The organism is Providencia sp. PROV210, from assembly GCF_028479445.1.
Lineage (GTDB): Bacteria > Pseudomonadota > Gammaproteobacteria > Enterobacterales > Enterobacteriaceae > Providencia > Providencia rustigianii.
Genome location: NZ_JAMPNQ010000004.1, coordinates 81103 through 106000, shown reverse-complemented (window position 1 = coordinate 106000; position 24898 = coordinate 81103). Strand labels below are relative to the sequence as shown.

Below are 24898 nucleotides of genomic sequence, written 5' to 3'. Positions count from 1 at the left end.
CGTAACCCTTTGAGCAAAAAGAGAATGATTGCGATAGTAGCGTTATCGAAATGACAGAACTGTCAGGAATGGAGATTGATTTATGCCACAGGGTAAAAAAACGCGTCAGATAAAACTGGTTGCTTGCGCCGAAGGAATGACACTTAACGGTTTTCCCGTTGAACGCGAACATATAGAGCAGATGGCGAAGGACTATGATCCTAATTTTTATTGTGGACGCGTGAATTTAGACCACATTAAAAGCCTGTTTCCAGATAGCCAATTTCGCAGCTATAGCATGATTTCAGCGGTTAATACCGTCGAACTTACCGAGGGTGAGCTAAAAGGTAAATTAGGTTTAGAAGTCACCATTGAGGTTGATGAGCTGAAAGATGAATACATTGTTAACCTTAATAAATCCGGCCAGAAGATTTTTTCTAGTATTGAATATTATCCCTCGTTTCCACAAACCAAGCGCGCCTATTTAACCGGCGTGGCATTAACCGATTACCCTGCGGCCGTAGGCTCTCGCCCAATTGAACTTAGTACCGCATCCCGCGGTTTACCTGAAATCGGCAACCGATTTACCGCATCATTAGAAACGCAATGCCATTTGTTGAGTGAGCAACGAGCGGAACATCAAGAAGATAAAGAAGCCGGTAAAAAATTCTTATCCACGGTGAAACAGTGGCTAGGACTTGAACGTAATCACAATTCAGAAGAAGCCGCCAACTTACAAAAAGCCATTGAATTAACCGCGCAGCAGTGCGGCACGTTATTAACTGAAAATGAAGCGCAAAAGCGAGCGTTATCCCAGCTTACCAATGACTTTAACGCATTAAAGCAAAAGCTTGAGCTGACAGATGGTTCGGGAGAAGGTCGCCCGCCAGTGACCGGCGGTTCTACTAAGTTGGCCGAGTATTAATTCTGGCTTCACTTTCTTAAATTCAAATAAATAAAAAGGTTTTTACTATGGGTATCAGTAATGAATCACTCGCGAATTATCTTTCATGGCTTGACCAACAAGCCCGATTAAACGGGGTACGCCGTGAGGGCTCGTCGTTAAATTTTAGTGTTGACCCAACGGTTCAGCAGCGTTTAGAAAAAGCCAAAATGGAAAATAGCCCATTTCTAAAACAAATTAACTCATTTGGTGTGACGGATCAGGAGGGGCAAAAGGTATTTGGTTCCGTAAATGGACCGATTGCGAGCACCAACACCTCTAACACCGACCGCCGTAACCCTGAACAAGTGAATGATGAAAATAGCGACGATTATCGTTGCGAACAAACCAACTGGGATACTTACGTACCTTATTCATGGCTCGATGCATGGGCGGGGCACCCTGAATTTCAGCCGATGATTAGCCAACTAATTGCACAACAAGAAGCGAATGACCGCTTAATGATTGGTTTCAACGGTATTCAGAGGGTGAAAAAGTCCAATAAAGTGACTAATCCATTACTACAAGACGTCAATATTGGTTGGCTACAAAAAATCCGTGAAGCAGCGCCACAGCGCGTGATGAAAGGCGTCACACTGACTAATCGCGATGAAAATGGAAAGATCATTGCCAAAGGCACGTATGCCAATGTGGATGCGATGGTATTTGATGCGGTGAATTCACTGTTAGACCCATGGCACCGCCGTGCGCAAGGTTTAGTGGCCATCACGGGTTATCAGCTTTATACCGATAAAAATTTCAAAATCATGAACAAGCACAGTGAGCAAAATCCCAACATGGAAATGCTCGCCGGTAATGAATTGTTGAAACTCAGTTCAATGGGCAATTTACCAACGCTACAAGTGCCATTTTTCCCTGATGGCACAACATTAATCACTACCTTTAAAAACCTCTCAGTGTACTGGCAGAAAGGCAAATATCGCCGTGTGATCAAAGATGAGCCGGAATATAACCGCGTAGCGACGTATTCGTCGGGGAATGAGGGCTATGTAATTGAAGATTATGGCCTATCTTGCCTGATTGAAGGTATCAACTACGCAGAAAATAAAAACATTTAAGCCAATATTAGGGAAACCAAATGGAACATTTAACACCGGCACAGCAACATTGGCAAAAGGTAATGGCCTCACGTCGTGGTGAATCTAATGGTGAAATGTCACGAGCTGATATGACGGCATATGAAAATATTTTGCATCGTCTACGTGCTGACCAATCGCAGTTAAGCAACATTCAAGGCAACGACCGAAAAGCCGCTTATAAACGTGAAATTTTACCTAATTATCAGGGTTGGATTGAGGGCGTTTTAGAAAATAAAACCGGTATTGCCGATGAAGTTTTTACTCGTACTTTGGTTTGGCACATTGATGCCGGTTTATATACTGATGCATTAAAAATGGCGGAATATGCCATTCAATTTAATTTGCCTTTACCTGATAACTACAACCGCACTTTAGCCACTGTTTTAGTTGATGAAATTTGTGACTGGTCTTTAGCCGTTAAAGCCAGTGGTAAAGAGGATGAAGTGACGGCGTCACTTGATGAGTTACTAGTGTTAGAGCGCATTACCGAGCAATCGGACATGCCTGATGGGGCACGAGCCAAGTTGTATAAGGTGATTGGTTTAACGCTCAAAGCGGATGAAAAGCAACAAGCTTTAGCACTCGAATACCTGCAAAAGGCCATTCTTATCGATAAAGACATTGGTGTGAAAAAAGAAATTGAACAGCTATTACGGGCACTTCGCAAGCAAGACGACGAAACGCCTAAAAAATAGCAATAACCGAGTTGCACCCGCAAGCCACGGAGGCACAGCAATAATAAAGGGCTAATCCTCTTATGTTATCGCTGTCCACCTCCGTTTTCTCAGAGGGTAAATCATGAGCTTAGTGGCTACAAAACAGATCCATTCCGTACAAGAAGAAAGCATTAACGATGGTGACGAAAAAATCACCTCGGGCGACTTCTGGCCAGTGATTGTGCTTGCTCAATTAAGGCAGTCGATGCGCTTGACCGGCAATGTCACCACTAGTCGATTAAAGCATATGGCTATGGAAGCGGTTTTGTATGTCAATCAGCTATTGGATGAGTGGCGTGAGGTACAAAAAGATTGTGGATTCAATCAATTATCTACCGTGCCTTCACCAAAAATTAACGATACCACGGCGATAGTTTTTCGTTATCACCATGCCGTGTATAGCTTCACGAAAGCGTTATTGATTGAAAATTACCGCGATATTGACACAACACGCGAGGGTGAAAAGCACGCTCAAGCCCTAAGTACACAAGTCGATGATTTACGCCGCGATGGCCAAAATGCGGTGCGAGATATTCTCGGTAAATTACGCATGTTTGCGGAGCTCGTTTAATGAAAGTGCAGGCGCTGCAAGGTGACACCGTTGACCTATTGTGTTGGCGGCATTATGGGCGCACTCAGGGCATTGTAGAACAAGTGTTACAGGTCAATCCGAATCTGGTAGAGGGCGGCATACAGCTTGCCGCGGGGCAATGGGTGGAACTACCCGATATTGCACCGGCGGCACAACAAGAAATGATCCAACTTTGGGATTAACAAAAAGGGATTAATAGCATGAGTGAATGGTACAGCCGCCTATCTTACACCCTTTCAGGATTCGGTAGCTTCTTCAGTGGGTCAGGTATTTTAGGTTTTTTTGGTGATTTTTCTTTGTATGAATGGGGTTTCTTGGCTGGGCTGATTGCCAGTATTTCGTTAGGCGTAATGACCTATCGGCTAAACCGTCGTGAGCAGATAAAACGCACTCGTATATTAGAGCGTTATTTTTCACGGCATCCCATTACTGAGCGTGATATTCAAAACATCGTAAAGGTCACAGAGCAATCACCAAAGGATTTATGAAATGAATACAAAATCACGATTAAGTCAGGCGGTAATTGCGTTGATTATTTCAGGTGCCAGTGGCGGTGCGATCCTCTCCGGTTTTTTGGATGAAAAAGAGGGTAATACACTCAAAGCTTATCGTGATGCGGGCGGCGTTATCACCATTTGTCGCGGGGTAACGCGTATTAATGGCCAGAAAATCAAACTGGATACCAAACTCACGCAAGGGGAATGCGACAAATTAAATCGCATTGAAGCGGATAAAGCTATTGCATGGGTTAAACATCATGTTTATGTACCACTGACAGAGCCACAAATCGCCAGTATTGCGTCATTTTGCCCTTATAACATTGGTCCTTCCAAATGTTTTTCATCCACCTTTTATCGCAAGTTGAATGCAGGCGATATCAAAGGGGCCTGCGCTGAATTACCTAAATGGACGCGTGATGGCGGCAAAGATTGCCGACAAACCAAAGGGCAACCAAACGGCTGTTATGGCCAAGTGATCCGCCGTGACCAAGAGGCCGAATTACTGTGTGGCGAATGGGAGCAATGATGGTCAGTTATCGTCATGTTTTATTGGGGTGCTTTTCTGTTGCGCTCATCAGCGGTGGCGCGGCTTTTGGTATCACTCGGTTGGTTTATCAATCCAAATTGGATGCAACCAAATTGGGGCACCAGATGACATTAAATGCTCTCAGTACTCAAGCCTTTATTGATGCAGCTGAAAAACTCGCCCAACTACAAAAGGCACAAGCTAGCTTACATCAGCTGGATGTGGCCTATAACCAGAGGTTGTTAGATGAACAGAATGGATCTCAACGTTTGCGTGATGATTTGCTCACTGAGCGTCGCCGCGTGCGGTTCGCCAACGCCGACCTTGCAACCTGTGAGCTCGCCATCAATCACACTGCCCGCACCGGCAGCGTGGGCGATGTTGCCACCGTCGGACTCACTCGAAAAGGTGGACTTATTGTTCACGACCTCCGAGCTGGAATTCAGCAAGACAGAGCAAAAATAAGCTATTTACAAAGTTATATCCATGACGTGGTTAAGCAGTGCAAGGTGAAAGAATGAAATACATCGCTTTGTTATTTATCACACTGTTTTTAATTACCTTTTTCTTTGGTGGCTTGGTGCTATTACAAGAGCCTAAATGTGCCACAGCATCACCGCAAGAACGCGTTGAAATGCGTTGCCAAAAAGCACTGTATGACTATCGGGGGAAATAATGCTAAAGCCGAACTTATTACGCCAAATTATTGTTGAACAAATTCCTTTTTTCAAGCAAGACCCTGATTTATTAGAGGTCTATGTGACTGAGGGGGGCGTACAGGCCACAGGTACACAATCAGCCTCTTATTTGAATGAATACCAGATTCAGGTGTTGGCCATGGATTATACCGGCGAGTTAAGCGAGCTCTCATTGGCGATATTGATGTTTGCCCGAAAGCATCAGCCAGACTTGTTATTTAACCCTGATAAGCGGGCGAATGGCATTCGTTACAAAGCGGATATTCTCGACAATGAAAAAATTGACGTGCTGTTTACCATTCAAGCCTCTGAACGGGTGATCGTCAAAAAAGAGAATGGAAAAATTATTCAGACTCATATTACAGAGCCGAAACCAGCACTGCCGATGCCTGCATGGGATATCGTTATTGATGAGGGAGTGATGGCTCATGAGTGATAACGGTCTGTTTATGCAACTTGAAAATGAGCTAAATGGCTTGTTATCAACAACCTCACAAGCTTATCGCCGAAAACTTACCGGCAAATTAGCGCGGGCAATTCGTGCCGACCAACAAAAGCGCATTCGCAGCCAAAAAAATGCGGATGGCTCGGCCTATGAGCCTCGTAAACACAAAGTATTACGGACACAGCAGCAAATTCGATTTATTCATCGTGGTGATGTTCGAACTTTGCGAAATTGGCAAGGTTCAAAGGGCCAGCGAGGTAAAAATATCACCGGATTTGATGAAGATAGAGGCGCGGTAAGAACTTTTTATCGTCAAGATATTGCTCGTTTTCTAGATATTAATTTTTCATCGATAAAACGCAGTACCAAGCGTAAAGCCCCGATGTTTAAGCGACTCAGAGCAGCTCGATTTCTACATACCCGTAATAGCCAAGACAGCGCGATTGTGGGCTTTCAAGGTAAAGCCGCTGCTATTGCCAGAGAGCATCAATATGGGCTTGAGGGCGCGGTAAATCAATTGGCGCGGGCGCGTTATCCAAAGCGTGAGTTGTTAGGACTTTCAGAGCATGAGCGCCTAGGCTTGTTAGAAATGATTTATCTCGATTTAGTGGGGCAGCTATGAATTCACAAGAGCTATACCGCTTGCTCAGTAATATTTTCCGTCAAGGTGTCGTCACCGAGGTGGATTTAGACACTAGCTGTTGCCGTGTTCAATCGGGTGAATTAGTCACGGATTGGATTCGATGGTTAGTTTATCGAGCCGGTGAATCTCGCAGCTATTGGGCGCCAACGGTGGGTGAGCAAGTATTGATTGGGGCTATGGGGGGTGAATTAACCACCGGTTTTGTCCTTGGGTCGCTGTATAGCAATGACAATCCTGCGCCGTCACATTCAGCTAATGCATTAAACCATACCTTTTCCGATGGTGCGGTGATTGAGTACGAGCCGGAAAACGGAATATTAAAAGCGGTTGGCATTAAAAAAGCGGTGATTGAAGCTAGCGACGAAATTACGGCCACAACTAAAAAAGTGATTTGCAAAGCCTCTGTTGAAATCAAATTTGATACACCGAATGTGATTTGCACTAACAACCTCACCGCCGCCACGTTAAATGTGGAAAAGGGCGGCGAAATGACCGGTAACTTTAACCATACCGGCGGTGCGATAACCTCCAATGGTGTGGTTATCCATACTCACCAGCACGGTGGAGTGCGTTCTGGCGGTGAAACTTCAGGGAAACCCGTATGAAGTATTGTGGCATGAATGCAAAAACAGGGCGCAGCCTAAATGATGGTGAACATATTCGCCAAAGTATCGCCGATATTTTGCGAACGCCAATCGGTTCGCGAGTAATGCGCCGCCAGTATGGCTCAATGCTTTATGACCTGATTGACCAACCACAAAACCCCTCGTTGCGCCTCAAAATTATGAGCGCGTGCTATATGGCACTGATGCAGTGGGAGCCCCGAGTTAGGTTGCAAGCAATTGATTATATTCGTTCAGATATTGGTGAAATGGCGGTGAGTTTATCCGGTGTGATTGTGTCATCGGGTGAGCCCGTTTCGATTTCTATTCCAGTGAGGTAAAAGTATGGCAGCCAGTATTGATTTAAGTTTATTACCCGCACCGGACGTGGTCGAAATATTAGATTTTGAGGTGATATTTAGCGAGCGCAAAGCCGCGTTAATTTCTGCTATGCCATCGGAACAGCGGGAAGCTATCGCCCGTACTTTGGAATTAGAATCTGAGCCGCTCACCAAATTATTGCAAGAAAACTGTTATAGAGAGTTAATTTTACGTCAGCGCGTCAATGAAGCAGCGCGCGCAAGTATGGTGGCTTTTGCTTCAGGTGCCGACCTTGATCAACTCGCGGCCAATAATAATGTTAAACGGCTGATGCTATCAGCGGGTAATGAGAGTGTTATTCCACCTATTCCTCCGGTGTATGAATCTGATTCTAATTTACGTTTGCGTATTCCTACCGCTTTTGAAGCACTAAGCGTAGCTGGTCCTATCGGCAGCTATGAATATCATGCTCGCAGTGCTGATGGTCGGGTATCAGATGCCTCAGTGATTAGCCCGTTACCGGCTCATGTGACTGTGACAGTTTTATCTCGTGAGGGGAATGGCAGAGCACCCGTTGATCTCATTGAAAAAGTTACTTTAGCGTTAAACGATGAAGATGTTCGCCCCGTAGCTGACCGTGTCACCGTGCAGACAGCTACCATTGTTAACTATGAAATCGACGCGGTAATTTACTGTTATCCCTCGCCTGAATACGAGCCGATTACGGCTGCCGCCGAGGCGCAACTAAAGCGCTATACCACTCAACAACACCGGCTAGGCCGCGACATTGTACTCAGTGCCATTTATGCCGCGCTACATGTTCAAGGCGTTCAGCGTGTGGAACTGAAAAAACCGATTGCTGATATCAAACTAGATAAAACGCAAGCCAGCTATTGCACACAAATTAATGTGGTGCTAGGTGGCTCAGATGAATAGCCGTTTATTGCCGGTTGGCTCGTCACCGTTAGAACTCGCAGCGGCTGAATCACTGGCACAAATTGAGCGCGTGCCTATTCCCATTCGTGAATTGTGGAACCCTGATTTATGTCCAGTACATTTGCTGCCGTATTTGGCGTGGGCGTTTAGTGTTGATCGCTGGGATAAAAATTGGTCAGAAAAAGCTAAGCGAGATGCCATCAAGGCTGCGATGTTTATTCATAAACACAAGGGCACCATTGGTGCATTGCGCCGAGTGGTTGAGCCATTGGGTTATTTGATTCGGGTGATTGAGTGGTGGAAAACCAATGAAACACCGGGCACGTTTCGCCTTGATATCGGAGTACTTGAAACCGGTATTACCGAGGAAATGTATCAAGAGTTAGAGGCGTTAATTTTTGATGCTAAGCCGGCAAGTCGCCACCTTGTGGGGCTCACCATTCAGCTTGAAACCAAAGGCCATATTTATTGCGCCGCGACGAGTTACAGCGGTGATGATTTAACTGTTTACCCTTACACGCCAGATGTAATTAGTTTCGGTGGGACTATTTCCACAGGGGTTGCGGTACATGTAATTGATGAAATGAGGGTTATTCTCCAATGAAATATTTTGCCTTACTCACCACTTATGGTGAAAAAGTGCTTGCAGAGGCTACGGCGCTCGGCACGAAAATTGAGTTAACACAGATGGCAGTGGGTGACGGCGGCGGTTTATTACCGGCACCGGATACCAAGCAAACTAAACTAATCAATGAAAAACGCCGTGCAGCAATTAATACGCTATTTCTTGATTCAGTGAATACTAACCAGATTATCGCTGAACAGGTGATCCCCGAAAATGAGGGCGGTTGGTGGATACGTGAAATCGGTTTGTTCGATATATCAGGGTTATTGGTGGCCGTAGCGAATTGCCCTGAGACCTATAAACCGTTGTTAGCTGAGGGCTCCGGCCGCACGCAAACTATCCGCATGATCTTGATTGTGAGCCATACCGAAGCTGTCACCTTGAAAGTCGATCCCGCGATTGTGCTTGCCACGCGTAGTTATGTGGATGATTCAGTAAAACAAGCTATTGAAGTTCACGCCAAAAGTCGTAATCACCCTGATGCAAGTACCAGCGCCAAAGGTTTTGTTCAACTTGCTGATGTACTCAGTGCGGATAACAACAAAGCCGTCACGCCTAAGTTGGCCACTGAAGTTAATCAACGTGCAGTAAATGCACAAACCTCGGCGAATAACGCTAATACTGCGGCAACCAATGCGAATAACAACGCTAATGGACGGGTGCCAAGTTCGCGCAAGGTAAACAATAAACCGTTAAGCGCAGATATTACGTTAACCGCTGGTGATGTTGATGCCTATACCAAGGCTGAAACAGACACTAAAGTCGCCGATGCGAAAAAGGCGGGTACAGATGCGCAAGCTACGGCAAACGCTGCCAATACTGCCGCCGCCAATGCAAACAGTAATGCCAATGGGCGAGTGCCGAGTTCGCGTAAAGTGAATAGCAAACCATTGACGGAAGATATTAATCTCACCGCTGGTGATGTTGGCGCATATACCAAAGCAGAAACCGACACCAAAGTCGCTGATGCGAAAAAAGCGGGTACGGACGCGCAAGCTACGGCAAACGCCGCTAATACTGCGGCAACTAATGCGAATAACAATGCCAATGGCAGGGTGCCGAGTTCGCGTAAAGTGAACAGCAAACCATTGACGGAAGATATTAATCTCGCCGCTGGTGATGTGGGCGCGTATACCAAAGCAGAAACCGACACCAAAGTCGCTGATGCGAAAAAAGCCGGTACGGATGCAAATACAAACGCCAATGGTCGCGTACCTAGTGCTCGCAAGGTGAATAATAAGCCATTGACGGCAGATATTAATCTTACGGCCGGTGATGTTGGCGCATATACCAAAGCCGAAACCGACACCAAAGTCGCGGATGCTAAAAAAGCGGGTACGGATGCACAAGCTACCGCTAACGGAGCTAATACCGCCGCAACCAATGCGAATAACAATGCCAATGGTCGAGTGCCAAACGGACGCAAGGTAAACAATAAAGCACTAACCGCAGATATCGCACTGAATGCGGGAGATGTTGGCGCGTATACCAAAGCAGAGGTGGATAGTCGGATTTCAGCTGGTAGCGGCTTAGGTTATGGACAGACTTGGAAAGATGTAAAAACATCAAGAGCTTTGAGCACTACATACACAAATTCAACAGGTAAACCGATATTGGTTTCTGTTTCACCCAATGGAGCACGAGATCATTATATGGGTTTCGATGGCTTTGTTAATAATGTCAAAGTAGCGGTATCAGTTGGGTTCGGAGGTGAATCTAAACCACAACTATGCTTTATTGTACCTAACGGTTCATCTTATAAAGTTGAGTACAGTGCAAGTGTTACAAAGAATGGTATCAATATGTGGACTGAGCTGAGGGCATAATGAAATATTACAAAGATGAAAATAATGAAGTTTACGGCTATGAATCAGATGGATCACAGGATGTATTTATTGCCGATGATTTAACATTTATTTCTGAGCAAGAGGCATTAGCAATCACCAATCCGCCGCCAACAAAAGCACAGTTAATTGCTGAAGCGGAGTATCAAAAACAGGCACGATTAAATGAAGCTACCGCCGCAATAGCTCCCTTACAAGATGCGGTTGACCTTGGTATAGCTACAGATGAAGAACGCGAGCAATTAAAGGCATGGAAAGAGTACCGAGTGCAGGTGAATCGGGGGATGTTGGGTTGAGTGTTAATTGGCCAGAAAAGTTTAAATAAAAATGATCTTTTAGATGTATCATCTATAATCGTAAAACTACATTAGTGGTAATGTTGTTTTATAAAATATAATGAGGTCATAATGTCCGAGCAGTTAATTTTCGAAAATTGTAATAGCACAACAATTGGAGTGTATAGGCAGAATACTCTTTTTATGCGATTTAATAGTTTTGGAGACATATATCATGAATCTGGAGATGTTCATCCGAATATAATAGCTGCTAATGTTCATGAGTATATACATTATTTACATAATTTATCTACTGCATCAGGAATTACATATTTATATTTAAACATTATATCATTACGGTTGATGGTAAATGGATGTGATCAATCAGGTCACTTTATGGGAAGCAACGGACTATCAGAGGATCTCGTTTTACAATTAAGTGATGTAATTAATAAAATGAATATAATACTGGGGACAACATCAATTCAAGAGTTGAAGAGTATAACCGATATAAATAAATGTAATTTTGGAAAGTCTAATTTAATTTATAATAAAAAAGGGAGTGATGAAATAATAATAACTAAATGTGAAGTCAATATAGAGCATGAGGATAAGACAAAAAAAAGCGTAAATATAATAGTTGGCTTGAGTTTTATTACTGAAGGAATTGCATATGAAATAGAAAGGTTTATAAGACATAATAATGGGGTTCCTGAAAATGAATTAGATATAGGAACTGCTATATATCCTTACCTCTCATTCAAAAAGCTTGTAGAACAATGGTCAGGAAAGTCGTTGGATAGCATTGAATTGATTAAAGTTGGTGTGGCTGCTCTTAGCTTTATATATCCTGGTCACGGTTTAGCAACTATATGCGAGAAAATTAAAGAATCAGAAGAAACATTAGATAATATACTTGATGTCGCGACACAGAGCCAAGAAAAATATTTAGATTTAATAATGTTAGATCTTTCTAGGCAACAGATAGATCTTAGTCAAGGAGATACTATAGGTACGGCAATCAAAGCATATTTAGGCTTAGTAGAAAAAGGTCTTTATTTGAGAGATAATGACCCTTATATGGAATTAAAGTTTCTTGAATGCAATCCTATTGATGTTTCAATTTATGAAAAAATGGTTGTTAGTATGATTGACTGTTTTGTTATTCAAGAGAAATTTGAAAAACAATTGGATATATATTGGCTTGGAATAGACTCTCATTTAAAGAGCGATGAAACAATAGCTCGAATAGCAACACTACAATCTTTATTGCATTTTAGTCAACTTCATTTTAAACCCACTAGTGAAAATAATTTTGTTGCTACGTCAGTATTGCCAAATATAACTTGTCCTTTTTCTGGAGGTTGTGGTGATGAAACAAAAAGAGGGAACCCAAAAGAGTGTAAAAGTAAACCTTGGATGAATCATCAATCAAAAAAACCTGGAGATAAAGTTTGCTGGTATGCATCAGGAGTTAAATCATTAAAAAATTAATCCTATAAATAACTTTGCAATATTAAATTAAACTTTCCAATATAGTTATATATATTACTTATTATTATAACTTTCTAGATTAATTAGGGATTATACTAATTAATCTAGAAAGTACATTAACTCTAAAAGGTTATATGATTATAATTAGTAAAGTTCTCCCTCACATCCTCATTCACCCGACTCAACGACAGTGTAAAATCTATCTTTTTCGCCTTACCGTCGGTAAAACACTCGGTCCTATCCATAACCAGATTGGTGATTACATACATACCATAAATGGTTCCTGTACCTTCAATCAAAGGCAGTGGCTTAGCCACATAGGCCGATGTTTTCAGTAATTCCAGCGACATATCACCGCCGGTGACTTCGGGGTAAAGCGTGCCGGCCAGTGTGATTTTATCTTCACCGGCGCCGATGTATTGCCATTTTGCACTGCAGCCAACACGATCATTTTTAACATGGCGCCAGTCAAGTGAATGGTTAAAAGTTTGATAAGGGGTGGTGCGTAGTTCAAACACAAACATGCCATAAATCATCATCATAATTTAGTCCTGATCTTTTAAGCTGGAACGGCGGCGGCTATCGCGTTCACGTAATAGTGCGGTTAATTGTTGCTTCACAACGTCGGCCAGTTTCTTCTCGTTATTCACATCAACCCCGTGAAAGTGCAGCTCAAAGGTATTGTATTCAGGCTGCATGATTTGACGTTCTGGTCGGGTCGGGGATATTGCCACCGGTATTGCGTTTAATTTGGGCTGAATAGGGGCAAAAGTATTAATAAGCGAATCATTGAGTTGCGATAGCAATGACGGTTGCTTTTGGGCGGCAATACGAGGCTCTCGATACAGACCATCAACCGCCGTCACCGCAGGGAAATTTTTAAATACAATATCGCCGAGTTTATTTTTATCGACACTTTCGGCCGCATCGCTTAACGCGGATTTACTACCTTTGGCTTTGTTCTTTTTCTCTGCGCCGTCATAAACCAAAGTACCGTATTTTTCCGCATTTTCTAACGGGTTAACCTCATTGGCTTTTTGCTGTAACTCGCTGCTTTTTTCTAGCTGTTTACCGGCAACCATCACGCTACTGGTGATTTTACTGGTTGCCTCGGCTTGTTGTTTTTTGGCTTGCTCATTGGCTTTGGCGGTTTTTCCTGCATAGGATGAAACTGAATTGAGTACCTTAAATGGATCTTTTTCGTTCGGGTCAACACCCATGGCTCTTGCTGCATCGGCGGCGGCACTGGCTGCATCAGGAATAACGCCAAGCTTTTCTAATATCCAACCTAATCCTTTGGCGACTTGCTGAATTGGCCAAAATAGGGCGCTGATGGCTTTCCCTACCACATCACCAAATACCTGACCAGCTTCAGTACAGGATTTCAATTCTTCGGTAGACAGTTGAACCGGTGAAAGCAATTCTTTAAACCAATTCCACACCTTGCTAACGGCATTTGAAATGCCATCGAATATCGGTGCGAATGGGGCAAAGGTGGAGCTGAATGCTGCACCCATCGGTGCAAGGGCAGATGTGAAACCATCCCAAAACCCACTAAAAAAGGCTTTAATAGGTTCCCAGTATTGGTAAATCAACACGCCAGCCGCCACGATGGCTGCGATAAATAGCCCAACAGGGCTCAATAACAATGAGAAACCGCCGCCAATAACACCAATCGCGTTACTACCGGCGGCTATTAAGCTACTAAACCCAACGGTAGCAAGTCCTTTAATTCCAGAGCTAAGGGCCGTTAATGCCCCTAATGGATTGGTGAATAATAAAGAAAGGGCGCCACCGGTAGAGGTCGCGCTGGCTAGAATACTTGTAAACCCTGTTCGACCAAGCGCCATCACGCCAGATGAAAGCCGGCTAACAGCCCCTTTGGCATTGCCAAAGATAGGCAACCAGTCGCGCACGCTGCGACCTATTTTTCCAATGGAAGGAATTAAACTTTTTAAGCCAAACGAAAACGAACCTAATTTAGGAATAAGTCCACCGAGGCCGCGGCCACCGGTGAGCATAAATACACTGAGTCGCATTGCGGCAAAAGGTACAATAACCGCTGCCACAGCAAGGGCTAAGGCGCCGAGTGTAGTGACTAATGTTGCGATGGCAATCCCTCCGACAGCAAGGGCTTGCGTCATTTTCGGGTGTGCTTTCATCCATTGGCCAACTTGACCAATAAAGCCAGTCAATGATTGAGTCACACGCCGCAAAGGGGAATCAACATTTTCTTGGATCTCAATACCAAGATCTTCCCATGCAGATTGCAACTGTTTCAGGTCGCCTTTTAAGTTATCAATTTTAACTTTCGCGTTTTTATCAGCTTCGCCCTCGGCGCCTATATTGGCTGTTTTCAGCGCGTCATAGCGGCCATTCATCACTGAATCAATTACCGCGCCCATGCCGACCATCGCCTCCTCGCCGAAGATATCTTTTTTCATGCGAATTTGGCTAGCTTGGTCGAATTTACGCATACTTTTACCAACATCTTTTAGTATTGTGTCGGCATCGCGCAATTTTCCGCTGGCATCTTTAACGCTAATCCCTAGCTTGTCGAGGGCGGCTTGACCTTTGCCAACAGGGGCAACCATTCGTGATAAGCCGGCGCGGAGTGATGTACCCGCCATACTGCCACGGATACCGTTATCGGCCATGGTTCCTGCCATTGCTGCCATGCTTTCAAGGCTGACACCGAGCTGTGCTGCAATCGGGCCGGCATAGGTCATGGTTTCACCTAGTTGGCGTAAATCGGTATTACTGCGAGTAAAAGTGGCAGTCAGTACATCAGAAACGCGGTTCATCTCATCCGCTTTCAATTGAAATTGCGTCAAAACATTTGAGCCGATATCAGATGCCTCACCGAGATCCATATCACCGGCTAAACCCATATTTAATACGCCACCTAATGCCTGTTTAATGGCATCTGGCGTAAAACCGGCCATGGCCAAAAACTTCTGACCGGCGGCAACATCAGTGGAGGTATAAGCGGTACTGGCGCCAAGTTCACGGGCTTGTTGACGTAACATGGCGAGTTGAGGCGAGTCCTTATCTAATCGGGTCAGAGCTTGAACAGTCGACATACCCTCATCAAAGTCTCGACCAGGCGCAGTGATTCGGGAGCCTGCATAAAGCGCACCGGCGCCGCCTGCGGTCGCGATTGCACCACCCGTTGCTAGCTTATTACGTAACTCTTTTGACTTTGCATATTGGCCTTGCGCTCGAGTCACGGCACCTAGTCGCCGGCGCTGCTCATCTAGCTGCCTATTATAGATTTCCGTTCGCCGAGTCACTTGTGCTGTGGCATCACCGCTTTGACGCGCCGATACGCCATGACGATAGAGTGACGCTGTCACGTTATTAAGCTTTTGTTTCTCTTTGTCGAGTGTCCGGCCGTAGCGATCACGTTCCAAACGGGCAGCGGCTAAAGCTCTTTTTTGCTCATCTGTTTGTTGAGTTAGCGGTGGGTATTGGTCTCGCAATGCTTTGACTTTATTTTTAGCTGTCTCGTAAGCCTGCGAGTTTTGATTTACAGACCTAGAAAGCCGCTCGAAGGTTTTCGATTGGCTTTGTAGGTTGCGGATAGTATTTTGTGTGGCTTTGATTTGCGTCGCTAACCCTGCCGCGCTGCGCTGTGCAGCACTAACAGGGGAAGATAGCTTATTCGCAGCACTTAACGAAACTTTGATATTTAAATTGCGATTACTCATGGTTCATTTCCTGTTCTGGCGGCTGCGCGTTGGTGCCATAACAGGAGTTCAGAGGCCGTCATGGCATCATATTCAGACGGCGCCCAGTGAAAAACGGTGGCGATATCGGCGATTAACTCATCCGTTTCAACGTTGGGGCACTCTATGACTCGTCCGCGATGTCTGTCATCTCTGGCGGGGAGCTCGGTACTAAAAAATTGGCAATACCCGTCGCTAACGCATTGAATGTCGGAATCGGAAGCTGTGAAACATCACGCTCAGTTAAACGGGGTGAGGTGACGCGCGGCAGCAACTTAATCAGCGAATCTACATCGGAGGTCATCACGTCATACAGTTTTAAACCACGCAGCGCGCCAACTTGTTTCATGGTGTCCGTGATCGTGATTTCAGTCACTTCTTGCCCTGATTCCAATTTGATAGGTGCGTCGAATTGAATAACTTCAGCCATAGTAAATCTTCCTATTAAAAGTTAGTGGCCAATATTGGCGCGATGTTTTTCTAGCATGTCTTTGCCGTTGACTTTCCACACCATATTCAGCAAGTCCACTTCAAAAGCTTCTTTATTATTGATGGTGATCTTGCAGTAAGTATTTTTGATTGTGTACTTATGCTGCGTGTTATCGCCAGCTTTCGCACTACCAAAATCAAGCTCAGTAAAACGTCCGCGAGTTTGAATTTCACACGGGAGTGATTCGCCGGTTGAATCATCATAGTAAGAACCTGCAAAACGAAATTGTTTGCCGTCGATTGTGCCGCCCCAACTTTCCAATAATTCAGCTAATAGACCGCCCATAGTGGCATCCATATCTAATGCTCCTGAATCAAATCCCATCATAACAGCGACAGAGCCCACCATACCGGCACCCTGATAATCTTCTGTTTTTAATGACAGCTTTGGCGGGGTGACTTCTTCTACTTGTCCAAGGTAGGTTTGGCCATCAATAAACAGGTCAAACAAAAAGAGTTTTTTAGGCATACCCATAATCTAGATTCCTTAGCCCAGTTGGTCGAAAACAGTGAAATATTCGTCAGTGAATTCCTGCGTCAAAGACAGGTTTTCAAGTGGCGGTACGGGGGTGTACTTGTAGCGAATGTGCGCCTTACCATCACGTAAATTTTCTTTCGGGTTATCCGATGGGTCATACCAACATTGGAAGCCTAATAAACGCCCTTGAGTGACGAGTTGCGCGCCTTTGCGGTTGATCCCATCAACAATATCTTTCACCAGTGAGGGGGTGAGTGTTTTGTCGATATAACTAAAATGCGCCTCGGCGATCATTTCAGCCAAGATTTGTGCGGTGCGGGTATACACTTCAAAAGTATAAGTTTCATTATCGCCGGTGCGATTACCCCAAATACGGTAGCCATCGCGCTTAATTAACGTGGTGATTTGATGGCTGTTTAAGTCATTGGCATCGGTGTCTTTACCTTGTAGCGTCCAGTAAATATCTGCACTTATTCCGAGAACGCCATTCACTGGCACGTTGGAAATCGACTTATGCCAGCCTTGTTCTGCATCAATCTTTGCACGTAAACCAATGGCGTAAGCGGTGGCAGGAATGGTTTCATTTTTACCGCTTTGCAAGTTGTAGGCGATAAACTCAGGGTAGATGATCATCACTTCGCGCTGATTAAAATCTTCGCGGTATTTCTTCGCCTCGGCGATAGTTTTACAGCCGTTCGCGCTGATATAGGCAAAGGCTTTGATTTGCTCGGCAAAAATCGCAAGCTGCATGGCAACGGGTTTGGTATCAAGCTTCGGCACTGCCAAAATGCGCGGACGTTCCCCGATATTGGCCTCTGCGGTTAGTAATGCATAAAGGCCGGTATAACGGCCATCGTCACCAGTGCCGCCGATCACTAATTGGTCCTGTGTCTTTTCATCTCCTTCTTTCGCTTCAGCAACACGCACAATTACCACTTTAGGGCTGCATTGGTCGTCAATCGCTTTAAGTGTGGTGTAAAGCGTGCCGGTTTTTCCTGCTTTGTTTAGTACCGTTTTAATGCGCGTGACTAACACGGGCGTGTCTAGTGGGAACACTTCGGGGTCGGCATCTTCTGCGGTGCAGACAATCCCAATCACTGAGGTGTCGATATCTCGAATAAGGGTGCTGAGGTCGGTTGTTTCATGGACTTCAACACCGTGATGATATACGGCCATCGTTATTATCTCCTGATGTCTATTTATCTTTATTCTCAGGGATGTTTGATAACAAATCATGTACTTAGGGTTCTCATAGACACAAGAGAACCATTGATGATTGCTCACATACGCGCGCGACGACAATCTAGGCATATTGAATTGGCTAGGTGGTGAATATGTCTTTTACGGATTGGACTGAGGGGAATTTAGTCAAAGTTCCTGCATTTGATTTAACGGTTGGTGGCGTGCAGCTCCTCGGCGTCAATGACCGGCTTATGTCATTAACATTAACCGATAATCGGGGTTTTGAGGCTGATACCTTAGAGCTCACTATCGATGATGCCGACGGCAAAATTGCGTTACCAGCGCGTGGGGCTGAGATTTCCGTATCCCTTGGCTGGCAAGGCGAAGCCTTGGTACACAAAGGGATGTATACCGTTGATGAAATTAGCCACTCAGGCCCTCCCGACCAAATCACGGTAACTGCACGTAGCGCAGACTTTCGGCAAGATTTCAACGTCAAACGGGAGTATAGCTGGCACGATATCAAAGTCCCTGATGTGGTGAGCGCGATAGCGGGGCGTTATAACCTCAAACCCGCGATTAGCAAGCAATTGATGCACATTGAAATTGACCATGCAGACCAGACCAATGAGAGCGACATTAGCTTTTTAACGCGCATGGCTGAAATGCTCGGCGCGATAGCCACCATCAAAAATGGCAGTCTGTTATTTATTGTGCCTAATCAGGGAGTCACGCAAAGTGGGAAGCCTTTACCGGTGATCACTATCATGCGGGAAAGTGGTGATAAGCATTATTTCCGATTGGCCGATCGTCAAGCATACACCGGTGTACAAGCTTATTGGCTTGATTTGAACTATGGCCAACAAAAGAAAACCAATCTAAAACGCAAGCAAAAACCCAAAAAAGAGAAGTCGAGCAAAAAAGAGGGCGATTACATCGAGGGTGCTGAGGGTAACGTTTTTGTGATGCGACAAACCTTTAAAAACGAGCAATCTGCTAAACGTGCCGCCGCGGCCAAGTGGTCAAAGCTACAAAGGGGTGTGGCAGAATTTAATATTACGTTGGCCGAGGGGCGTGCAGACCTTTACCCTGAAATGCCTGTCACGGTAACTGGCTTTAAACCGACTATTGATAGTCACCAGTGGGTGATTAGCCGAGTGACACACACCATTGATGGGAACGGATTTATTACCCATTTGGAACTGGAAATAAAAATCAAAGATATTGATATGACAGATGACGAGCAAAACGAAGCATAATTGATTATAATAACGTCAGGCATACCCATAACCCAAGGTTATAAAATGGCGTTCAATTGTCCAAAGTGTGGCGCTGTAACTTATACCAAAACAAGTAAATCCATGAGTAGTGAAACCCGTAGAAGTTACCATCAATGCCAAAATTTGTTGTGTGGTTGTTCTTTTACGACAATAACCTCAGTCGAGATTTATCTAACAAAAACAATCCCCCAAGAACTGCCAGAAGGCTTTGAAATCCCGATGGATGAGTTACCGAGATCACATCGGGGTGAGAAACAGATGGAGATGTTTTGATTCGGATTATATGTCATAATTTCTTTAATTAAATTTAAATAGTGAAAAATTATGAACTGGACAGAATTTTTGGTAAAACCGGGACTAACATTAATAACAGGTGCTCTAACAGGATTAGTTGTGGCATTTTTTACTGCAAGATATGCGTTGACACGGTTTTATAAAGAAAAATGGTGGGAAAAAAAGCTTGCTGCTTTTTTGGAAGTGACAGAATATATCTATAAGATTAAACGAGCTGAAAACTATTGGTTTGCTGAAGTTGAAAGTGAAAGATATGAAGATGAAACATTTCAAGCACTATCCACTGAAGATAAAGAACTTCTTCGTGCAGAGTATATTACAGGGATGAAAGAATTAGTAAGAATATCTCATCTTTCATCGTTCACGTTATCTAAAAAGGCGTCTATTTTATTAATGAATTATATTAAGGAGCATGATAAAATATACCCATCGTGGTGGGATGATGAAATTGATAGTTTTGAAGCTTCTGAAAATAGTAATAAATTAATTAACAACCTTCTTGTTGATATATTAAACGAAGCAAGAAGTGAGTTAAAAATCAAATAAAATTTAAATGTGATGAGTGATTTATATCATACATGGTAAACTATGTTTTTTGTGGGTTTTTCATGATCTAACATTTTTATTAGACCATCAGTGGGAGTGTTGGGTTTTTGAGTTGTACATCAATGTTATTTTCATTAAAGCAAATCTGCATGCGCTTATCAAGTAACTCTACGAATAAATTAATTTTAAAATCACATAGCTTCATGGTATAAAAAAACTCTGAGATAGTTATTATGTTAAAGCATATGTCATATCTTTTACTTAGCGTCATCATTAATTTTATTACTTCATTCCATTTTTCTGATGGCCTAAATTCATCTATAATTATAACCCCATAAAATAAATAACTTTCATCTAATAACAATATTTCGTTTGAATTATTGTAAATTTTCTCACCTCGTTTATATACTTTGAATACACCTTCTAATTGGTCTAGTGCCTTTTTGCAATGCTTTATTATGTTTGATGCAGTTCGGTGGGTAGTTTTATCTATAAAATTCTCATCAGTTTTGAGAGATTTAGATTCTATGGCGATAAGCTGCTTAAAGTTGGTAATAGTTAAAATATCAGTAAATTCTCGTTCTTTCTTACCAATCGTAACAAGCGGAGATATAGTAGTACTAGAATTATCCATTAAGCATAACGATTGATATATTTGGCGTTCTTGACGTTCTCCATCGATATCATGAGTAACATTATAAGATGTAATTCCTTGATTGCTATTATGGATGGTTTGAATAGAACGTATACATTTAATTTCCACAGGGAATTTAAAACTTAAAATTGAATAGTGAGTGTTAGATATGTAATCAATGCCTAAGTGTGCTGAAATTGCGTCAATAAACATATTTGATTCAATATAATTACTGGCGGTTATCAAGTTAGTATTTTTAAGAATGTAATGAATCCTTTTATTTCTAAAGTTTGTTTTTATTTTTATTTTACTTTCTAGGACTGGGGCATCAGTTTCATCAAATAATGTTAAACTCAATTCTGTATCAAAGAATGTTTCATTAAATTTATTATTCAAGTTCCACCATCGTTGCGGAAGAACAGCGTATAATGGGGAGTTTTTATTATCAATGATTTTCATGCATAACGCTAAGTAATGAGGTTCATTTGATGTAGTGAATATATAGAAATCGACTTTAGCGCCAAGTGATATTGCTTTAATTGTTGAGGTAGGTAGTTTGGCTATAATGGATTTGTGACCTTGAACATTTGACTCACAAAATACCCCTATTTGTTCAGAGCATAGAATTTTATAGAGAAATTCAGATGGTATATACATGTATTATTTCCAATAATCATATATTTGATTGAAATCAAGTGGTTAAGATTAAAAACTTACAATACTATTTTGTATGGCTAATTTTCGTCATACAGTATGGTAAATTACCACATATGTAACATATTTCATAGATTGTATTCACTATATGCAAAGGGTCATGAGCTATAAAAACGCCTCCCACCCATTGAAAAATAAGCAAAAATAAAGCCTCTCGTCAAAAGAGGCTTTATAAGTGTGGTCAATATGTGGACATCAACCATTGACTAAATCCATTTAAATCAATGGCTTAACTCACTTTTAGAACGCCGCACTTAGCGCATTTGACTACCTAATCCGCACTAGTACCAGAACTGCTGAATAGGGGGTTTTTACTCTAAATTCAGTGAGTTGTAGTCAAAAGGCACTCGGGGGCGAGTGCCTTTTTTTTGTGCATTCATATAGTCTGAATTTTTTCACATTCTCTTGATTGAAAATTACTCAATATTCTATTTTGAGATGCCCATTTTTAATTTTTATCAAGACCACGCTATCCATATTTTAAATATTTAGATTTTTTTCATCTTTTTTAAGCGCGATACATAGTGCAATTCAATTAATCTGGCATGAATAATTTTTTATTGGAAAGCGTGTAAATCCGTGGCTTTAAAGCCATCTGGATGGCTAAATAACCACGCATTACATACCTGATCATGAATATAGTTCATGTTCTAATGAAATTAAGTCGCTTTAACTCATCGAAAGGCTCTGGCATTAATGGTTCATAACTTATTGAGAATATGAAGATTGGTAAATGAGATGACGAGAAAATTCTCGGCAATCAAGGGGCGAATAAAATTTTCATATCAGTGCTTAGGAAATAAAACCACGATGAACAGAGACTTTACATTTACGATTAAGAGCAGTCTTTTTGATGAAAATTATAACCCCTCTAAAAATACTCGTATAACGACCAACTTTGCTAATTTAGCTAGAGGAAAAGACCGCCAGACGAACTTAAAAAATACGTTGATGATGATTAATAATCGTTTTAATTCACTTGCGTATTGGGATAATCCTAAAGGTGATCGTTACTCAGTAGAACTTGAAATCATTTCTGTTTCAATGAAGATTGAAAATCAGGGTCATACATTCCCTGTAATTGAAATATTAAAAACCAATATTATTGATCAAAAAACAAACCAGCGTATTGAGGGTGTTGTAGGTAATAATTTCTCCTCTTACGTGCGAGATTATGATTTTAGTGTATTGCTGTTAGATCATAATAAAAATCAACCTAACTTTAGCATTCCAGATAATTTTGGTGATCTGCATGGCAATATATTTAAATATTTTGTGAATTCAAATGAATACAAAGAAAACTTTAATAAATCACCAATAATATGTTTAAGCGTTTCAAATAAAGATGTTTATTATCGGACAGGAAACCAACACCCGACATTAGGCATAGAGTACCAACAGAAAGGCACTTCCTTGACCGACCAATATTTTAAAAAAATGGGGCTGCAAGTGCGTTATTTTATGCCTCAAAATAGTGCGGCTCCCTTGGCTTTTTATTTTAAAGGTGACCTACTGAATGATTACACGAATATTGAGCTTATTAGTACGATAAGTACGATGGAGACTTTCCAAAAGATTTATCGACCTGAGATTTATAATGCAAATTCTGTGGCAGGTGAATGTTATCAGCCAAGCCTGAATCAGCAAGATTACTCATTAACAAAAATTGTTTATGACCGAGAAGAGCGTAGCCAGTTGGCTATTGAGCAGGGGAAATTTACTGAAGAGTACTTCATTAAGCCCTATAAGAATATTCTTGATCAATGGTCTGCTAACTACACACACTAATTAACTAAAAATAAAAGGTCATTTATTATGAAAAAATTATTACCTACATCGACAGCTGGCAGTTTACCTAAACCATCTTGGCTTGCACAACCTGAAACACTTTGGTCTCCGTGGAAGTTACAAAATGAAGAATTAATCCAAGGTAAACAAGATGCTTTGCGTTTATCTCTGGACGATCAGTTACGAGCCGGTATTGATATCGTCAGCGATGGTGAGCAAACACGACAACATTTTGTGACAACATTTATTGAACACCTTAGTGGCGTTGATTTTGAGAAGCGTCAGGTCGTTAAAATTCGTGACCGCTATGATGCAAGTGTACCTACAGTTGTTGGGGCAGTAGCTCGTCAAAGGCCCGTATTTGTGGAAGATGCTAAATTTTTGCGACAGCTAACTAATCAGCCTATTAAATGGGCTTTGCCCGGCCCAATGACAATGATCGATACACTTTATGATAATCACTATAAAAGCCGTGAGAAACTTGCTTGGGAGTTTGCCAAAATTCTCAATCAGGAAGCCAAAGAATTAGAGGCAGCAGGTGTCGATATTATCCAGTTTGATGAACCCGCGTTTAATGTTTTTTTCGATGAAGTGAATGATTGGGGGATCGCCACATTAGAAAGGGCGATTGAAGGGCTTAAATGTGAAACTGCGGTGCATATCTGCTATGGGTATGGCATTAAGGCTAATACCGATTGGAAGAAAACTTTGGGAACGGAGTGGAGGCAATACGAAGAGACTTTCCCTAAGCTACAAACTTCTAATATTGATATAATTTCGCTGGAGTGTCACAACTCGCACGTTCCTATGGACCTGCTTGAATTGATTCGAGGAAAAAAAGTGATGGTTGGGGCTATTGATGTGGCAAGCCATACTATAGAAACACCCGAGGAAGTCGCGGATACATTGCGGAAAGCGCTTCAGTTTGTTGATGCAGATAAGCTTTATCCTTCGACCAACTGTGGCATGGCTCCTTTATCTCATCAGGTAGCGAGAGGTAAACTCAATGCCTTAAGCGCAGGAGCAGAGATCATTCGTAGAGAACTCTCAACGAAATAAACTAGCAAAGAGTTAGCGACTAAAAAGGCACTCAAGGGGTGCCTTTTTATATTAAATTTCAAAAGATTAATTTATGCCTACTTGTTGACACTTAAAAAATCAATTTCGCAATTGCTAAGCTAATACCTGAAGCTGCAAGAATAATGCCAACAATCCATTTGGTTTGAGAACCAAGCTCTTTATGTAAATCACTGATTGTTAGATAATTTGATTTAATTACCGCCACATCAGTTTTGATTGCTTTCATATCATTTTCAAGGCTACTTAATCTTGACTCCATTTTGTTTCCTCCACTAGAACTGCCTAGGTTGCTACTGCTCGGAGACGAATCACCATAAGAAACCAATAACATTAAAGGAACTTGTTTTTCTCTAAATTGATTTGCCATTGAGTTTCCCTCTAATTATTTCACTAAATTTTGCTCATCCAGTCAGCCCTTTGAGCAAGCAAATAAGAGACTAAAAATC

General features: G+C 42.5%; 31 protein-coding genes. 23 read left to right on the top strand and 8 right to left on the bottom strand.

Annotated features, from left to right (window positions below; translation table 11 throughout):
- The first annotated feature begins 82 nt into the window (after positions 1–82).
- From PR761_RS03630 to PR761_RS03545, 18 genes are all read left to right on the top strand, one after another.
- Complete coding sequence (locus tag PR761_RS03630) at positions 83–904, top strand: GPO family capsid scaffolding protein (RefSeq protein ID WP_154611091.1); 822 nt, start codon at positions 83–85, stop codon at positions 902–904.
- A gap of 47 nt (positions 905–951) precedes the next feature.
- A complete protein-coding gene (locus PR761_RS03625) occupies positions 952–2001 on the top strand; it encodes a phage major capsid protein, P2 family (protein ID WP_154611092.1) in 1050 nt (349 codons plus the stop codon).
- Positions 2002–2021: 20 nt separating this feature from the next.
- On the top strand, positions 2022–2717 hold the full coding sequence (gpM, locus tag PR761_RS03620; protein ID WP_154611093.1) for a phage terminase small subunit: 696 nt from the start codon (positions 2022–2024) through the stop codon (positions 2715–2717).
- Between the two features lie 103 nt (positions 2718–2820).
- A complete protein-coding gene (locus tag PR761_RS03615; RefSeq protein ID WP_154611094.1) occupies positions 2821–3309 on the top strand; it encodes a head completion/stabilization protein in 489 nt (162 codons plus the stop codon).
- Positions 3309–3512 carry a tail protein X gene (locus PR761_RS03610; RefSeq protein WP_154611095.1) on the top strand — a complete coding sequence of 68 codons (204 nt, stop codon included), beginning with the start codon at positions 3309–3311 and terminating at the stop codon, positions 3510–3512. The genes PR761_RS03615 and PR761_RS03610 overlap by 1 nt, the downstream gene beginning before the upstream one ends.
- 18 nt (positions 3513–3530) lie before the next feature.
- Positions 3531–3818 carry a potassium channel protein gene (locus PR761_RS03605; RefSeq protein ID WP_154611096.1) on the top strand — a complete coding sequence of 96 codons (288 nt, stop codon included), beginning with the start codon at positions 3531–3533 and terminating at the stop codon, positions 3816–3818.
- A gap of 1 nt (position 3819) precedes the next feature.
- Positions 3820–4356, top strand: coding sequence for a lysozyme (locus PR761_RS03600; protein ID WP_154611097.1), 537 nt, complete (start codon positions 3820–3822; stop codon positions 4354–4356).
- Complete coding sequence (locus PR761_RS03595) at positions 4356–4877, top strand: lysis system i-spanin subunit Rz (RefSeq protein ID WP_154611098.1); 522 nt, start codon at positions 4356–4358, stop codon at positions 4875–4877. The genes PR761_RS03600 and PR761_RS03595 overlap by 1 nt, the downstream gene beginning before the upstream one ends.
- Entirely contained in the window at positions 4874–5032 is a 159-nt protein-coding gene (locus tag PR761_RS03590) for a preprotein translocase subunit SecG (RefSeq protein ID WP_154611099.1), read from the top strand. Before PR761_RS03595 ends, PR761_RS03590 begins: the two co-directional genes overlap by 4 nt.
- Positions 5032–5490, top strand: coding sequence for a phage tail protein (locus PR761_RS03585; RefSeq protein WP_154611100.1), 459 nt, complete (start codon positions 5032–5034; stop codon positions 5488–5490). The genes PR761_RS03590 and PR761_RS03585 overlap by 1 nt, the downstream gene beginning before the upstream one ends.
- Positions 5483–6121: a phage virion morphogenesis protein gene (locus PR761_RS03580; protein ID WP_154611101.1), complete on the top strand. Its 639-nt coding sequence runs from the start codon at positions 5483–5485 to the stop codon at positions 6119–6121. Before PR761_RS03585 ends, PR761_RS03580 begins: the two co-directional genes overlap by 8 nt.
- A complete protein-coding gene (locus PR761_RS03575) occupies positions 6118–6747 on the top strand; it encodes a phage baseplate assembly protein V (RefSeq protein ID WP_154611102.1) in 630 nt (209 codons plus the stop codon). The genes PR761_RS03580 and PR761_RS03575 overlap by 4 nt, the downstream gene beginning before the upstream one ends.
- Positions 6744–7085, top strand: a complete 342-nt coding sequence (locus tag PR761_RS03570; protein WP_154611103.1) for a GPW/gp25 family protein — start codon at positions 6744–6746, stop codon at positions 7083–7085. The genes PR761_RS03575 and PR761_RS03570 overlap by 4 nt, the downstream gene beginning before the upstream one ends.
- A 4-nt stretch (positions 7086–7089) precedes the next feature.
- Positions 7090–8001 carry a baseplate assembly protein gene (locus PR761_RS03565; RefSeq protein ID WP_154611104.1) on the top strand — a complete coding sequence of 304 codons (912 nt, stop codon included), beginning with the start codon at positions 7090–7092 and terminating at the stop codon, positions 7999–8001.
- Positions 7994–8605 (top strand): phage tail protein I, encoded by a 612-nt coding sequence (locus tag PR761_RS03560; RefSeq protein WP_154611105.1) that lies wholly within the window; start codon positions 7994–7996, stop codon positions 8603–8605. The genes PR761_RS03565 and PR761_RS03560 overlap by 8 nt, the downstream gene beginning before the upstream one ends.
- Positions 8602–10452 (top strand): phage tail protein, encoded by a 1851-nt coding sequence (locus PR761_RS03555; protein WP_230083597.1) that lies wholly within the window; start codon positions 8602–8604, stop codon positions 10450–10452. The genes PR761_RS03560 and PR761_RS03555 overlap by 4 nt, the downstream gene beginning before the upstream one ends.
- The gene (locus PR761_RS03550; RefSeq protein WP_272519334.1) at positions 10452–10766 is read left to right on the top strand and encodes a tail fiber assembly protein; all 315 of its coding nucleotides are present in this window, start codon (positions 10452–10454) and stop codon (positions 10764–10766) included. The genes PR761_RS03555 and PR761_RS03550 overlap by 1 nt, the downstream gene beginning before the upstream one ends.
- Before the next feature lie 111 nt (positions 10767–10877).
- Positions 10878–12239, top strand: a complete 1362-nt coding sequence (locus PR761_RS03545; RefSeq protein WP_154611106.1) for a hypothetical protein — start codon at positions 10878–10880, stop codon at positions 12237–12239.
- Between the two features lie 122 nt (positions 12240–12361).
- Here the strand turns inward: PR761_RS03545 and PR761_RS03540 are convergent, their stop codons facing one another.
- The 6 genes from PR761_RS03540 to PR761_RS03515 are packed head-to-tail and all read right to left on the bottom strand — an operon-like array spanning position 12362 to position 18110.
- On the bottom strand, positions 12362–12781 hold the full coding sequence (locus PR761_RS03540; protein ID WP_154611107.1) for a phage tail protein: 420 nt from the start codon (positions 12779–12781) through the stop codon (positions 12362–12364).
- Positions 12782–12784: 3 nt separating this feature from the next.
- On the bottom strand, positions 12785–15949 hold the full coding sequence (locus PR761_RS03535; RefSeq protein ID WP_154611108.1) for a phage tail tape measure protein: 3165 nt from the start codon (positions 15947–15949) through the stop codon (positions 12785–12787).
- Positions 15946–16053 (bottom strand): GpE family phage tail protein, encoded by a 108-nt coding sequence (locus PR761_RS03530; RefSeq protein ID WP_256596695.1) that lies wholly within the window; start codon positions 16051–16053, stop codon positions 15946–15948. The genes PR761_RS03535 and PR761_RS03530 overlap by 4 nt, the downstream gene beginning before the upstream one ends.
- Before the next feature lie 38 nt (positions 16054–16091).
- Entirely contained in the window at positions 16092–16397 is a 306-nt protein-coding gene (locus PR761_RS03525) for a phage tail assembly protein (protein ID WP_006813026.1), read from the bottom strand.
- Positions 16398–16418: 21 nt separating this feature from the next.
- Positions 16419–16931 carry a phage major tail tube protein gene (locus PR761_RS03520; protein WP_154611109.1) on the bottom strand — a complete coding sequence of 171 codons (513 nt, stop codon included), beginning with the start codon at positions 16929–16931 and terminating at the stop codon, positions 16419–16421.
- Positions 16932–16943: 12 nt separating this feature from the next.
- Entirely contained in the window at positions 16944–18110 is a 1167-nt protein-coding gene (locus tag PR761_RS03515; RefSeq protein WP_195848295.1) for a phage tail sheath subtilisin-like domain-containing protein, read from the bottom strand.
- 158 nt (positions 18111–18268) lie between these two features.
- Between PR761_RS03515 and PR761_RS03510 the strand changes: the two genes are divergently transcribed.
- From PR761_RS03510 to PR761_RS03500, 3 genes are read left to right on the top strand one after another with little or no spacing between them, the layout of a single operon-like run.
- Positions 18269–19375: a phage late control D family protein gene (locus tag PR761_RS03510; RefSeq protein ID WP_154611111.1), complete on the top strand. Its 1107-nt coding sequence runs from the start codon at positions 18269–18271 to the stop codon at positions 19373–19375.
- Between the two features lie 45 nt (positions 19376–19420).
- Positions 19421–19669, top strand: a complete 249-nt coding sequence (locus tag PR761_RS03505) for an ogr/Delta-like zinc finger family protein (RefSeq protein WP_004254581.1) — start codon at positions 19421–19423, stop codon at positions 19667–19669.
- A 51-nt stretch (positions 19670–19720) separates the two neighbouring features.
- Entirely contained in the window at positions 19721–20236 is a 516-nt protein-coding gene (locus PR761_RS03500; RefSeq protein WP_154611112.1) for a hypothetical protein, read from the top strand.
- Positions 20237–20315: 79 nt separating this feature from the next.
- Here the strand turns inward: PR761_RS03500 and PR761_RS03495 are convergent, their stop codons facing one another.
- Positions 20316–21527, bottom strand: a complete 1212-nt coding sequence (locus PR761_RS03495) for a hypothetical protein (RefSeq protein WP_154611113.1) — start codon at positions 21525–21527, stop codon at positions 20316–20318.
- A gap of 867 nt (positions 21528–22394) precedes the next feature.
- On the opposite strand from PR761_RS03495, the gene PR761_RS03490 reads away from it, so the two are divergent.
- Positions 22395–23372, top strand: coding sequence for a DUF1852 domain-containing protein (locus PR761_RS03490; RefSeq protein ID WP_039854065.1), 978 nt, complete (start codon positions 22395–22397; stop codon positions 23370–23372).
- Between the two features lie 27 nt (positions 23373–23399).
- Entirely contained in the window at positions 23400–24431 is a 1032-nt protein-coding gene (locus PR761_RS03485) for a methionine synthase (protein ID WP_154611114.1), read from the top strand.
- Between the two features lie 91 nt (positions 24432–24522).
- Here PR761_RS03485 and PR761_RS03480 read toward each other — a convergent pair whose 3' ends face one another.
- Positions 24523–24819, bottom strand: a complete 297-nt coding sequence (locus PR761_RS03480) for a hypothetical protein (RefSeq protein ID WP_006813016.1) — start codon at positions 24817–24819, stop codon at positions 24523–24525.
- Between the last annotated feature and the right edge of the window lie 79 nt (positions 24820–24898).

Bases quoted from the DNA above. Each gene is read 5' to 3' on its own strand.
- PR761_RS03630 (WP_154611091.1), top strand. From the start codon at position 83: ATGCCACAGGGTAAAAAAACGCGTCAGATAAAACTGGTTGCTTGCGCC.
- PR761_RS03625 (WP_154611092.1), top strand. From the start codon at position 952: ATGGGTATCAGTAATGAATCACTCGCGAATTATCTTTCATGGCTTGAC.
- gpM (WP_154611093.1), top strand. From the start codon at position 2,022: ATGGAACATTTAACACCGGCACAGCAACATTGGCAAAAGGTAATGGCC.
- PR761_RS03615 (WP_154611094.1), top strand. From the start codon at position 2,821: ATGAGCTTAGTGGCTACAAAACAGATCCATTCCGTACAAGAAGAAAGC.
- PR761_RS03610 (WP_154611095.1), top strand. From the start codon at position 3,309: ATGAAAGTGCAGGCGCTGCAAGGTGACACCGTTGACCTATTGTGTTGG.
- PR761_RS03605 (WP_154611096.1), top strand. From the start codon at position 3,531: ATGAGTGAATGGTACAGCCGCCTATCTTACACCCTTTCAGGATTCGGT.
- PR761_RS03600 (WP_154611097.1), top strand. From the start codon at position 3,820: ATGAATACAAAATCACGATTAAGTCAGGCGGTAATTGCGTTGATTATT.
- PR761_RS03595 (WP_154611098.1), top strand. From the start codon at position 4,356: ATGGTCAGTTATCGTCATGTTTTATTGGGGTGCTTTTCTGTTGCGCTC.
- PR761_RS03590 (WP_154611099.1), top strand. From the start codon at position 4,874: ATGAAATACATCGCTTTGTTATTTATCACACTGTTTTTAATTACCTTT.
- PR761_RS03585 (WP_154611100.1), top strand. From the start codon at position 5,032: ATGCTAAAGCCGAACTTATTACGCCAAATTATTGTTGAACAAATTCCT.
- PR761_RS03580 (WP_154611101.1), top strand. From the start codon at position 5,483: ATGAGTGATAACGGTCTGTTTATGCAACTTGAAAATGAGCTAAATGGC.
- PR761_RS03575 (WP_154611102.1), top strand. From the start codon at position 6,118: ATGAATTCACAAGAGCTATACCGCTTGCTCAGTAATATTTTCCGTCAA.
- PR761_RS03570 (WP_154611103.1), top strand. From the start codon at position 6,744: ATGAAGTATTGTGGCATGAATGCAAAAACAGGGCGCAGCCTAAATGAT.
- PR761_RS03565 (WP_154611104.1), top strand. From the start codon at position 7,090: ATGGCAGCCAGTATTGATTTAAGTTTATTACCCGCACCGGACGTGGTC.
- PR761_RS03560 (WP_154611105.1), top strand. From the start codon at position 7,994: ATGAATAGCCGTTTATTGCCGGTTGGCTCGTCACCGTTAGAACTCGCA.
- PR761_RS03555 (WP_230083597.1), top strand. From the start codon at position 8,602: ATGAAATATTTTGCCTTACTCACCACTTATGGTGAAAAAGTGCTTGCA.
- PR761_RS03550 (WP_272519334.1), top strand. From the start codon at position 10,452: ATGAAATATTACAAAGATGAAAATAATGAAGTTTACGGCTATGAATCA.
- PR761_RS03545 (WP_154611106.1), top strand. From the start codon at position 10,878: ATGTCCGAGCAGTTAATTTTCGAAAATTGTAATAGCACAACAATTGGA.
- PR761_RS03540 (WP_154611107.1), bottom strand. From the start codon at position 12,781: ATGATGATGATTTATGGCATGTTTGTGTTTGAACTACGCACCACCCCT.
- PR761_RS03535 (WP_154611108.1), bottom strand. From the start codon at position 15,949: ATGAGTAATCGCAATTTAAATATCAAAGTTTCGTTAAGTGCTGCGAAT.
- PR761_RS03525 (WP_006813026.1), bottom strand. From the start codon at position 16,397: ATGGCTGAAGTTATTCAATTCGACGCACCTATCAAATTGGAATCAGGG.
- PR761_RS03520 (WP_154611109.1), bottom strand. From the start codon at position 16,931: ATGGGTATGCCTAAAAAACTCTTTTTGTTTGACCTGTTTATTGATGGC.
- PR761_RS03515 (WP_195848295.1), bottom strand. From the start codon at position 18,110: ATGGCCGTATATCATCACGGTGTTGAAGTCCATGAAACAACCGACCTC.
- PR761_RS03510 (WP_154611111.1), top strand. From the start codon at position 18,269: ATGTCTTTTACGGATTGGACTGAGGGGAATTTAGTCAAAGTTCCTGCA.
- PR761_RS03505 (WP_004254581.1), top strand. From the start codon at position 19,421: ATGGCGTTCAATTGTCCAAAGTGTGGCGCTGTAACTTATACCAAAACA.
- PR761_RS03500 (WP_154611112.1), top strand. From the start codon at position 19,721: ATGAACTGGACAGAATTTTTGGTAAAACCGGGACTAACATTAATAACA.
- PR761_RS03495 (WP_154611113.1), bottom strand. From the start codon at position 21,527: ATGTATATACCATCTGAATTTCTCTATAAAATTCTATGCTCTGAACAA.
- PR761_RS03490 (WP_039854065.1), top strand. From the start codon at position 22,395: ATGAACAGAGACTTTACATTTACGATTAAGAGCAGTCTTTTTGATGAA.
- PR761_RS03485 (WP_154611114.1), top strand. From the start codon at position 23,400: ATGAAAAAATTATTACCTACATCGACAGCTGGCAGTTTACCTAAACCA.
- PR761_RS03480 (WP_006813016.1), bottom strand. From the start codon at position 24,819: ATGGCAAATCAATTTAGAGAAAAACAAGTTCCTTTAATGTTATTGGTT.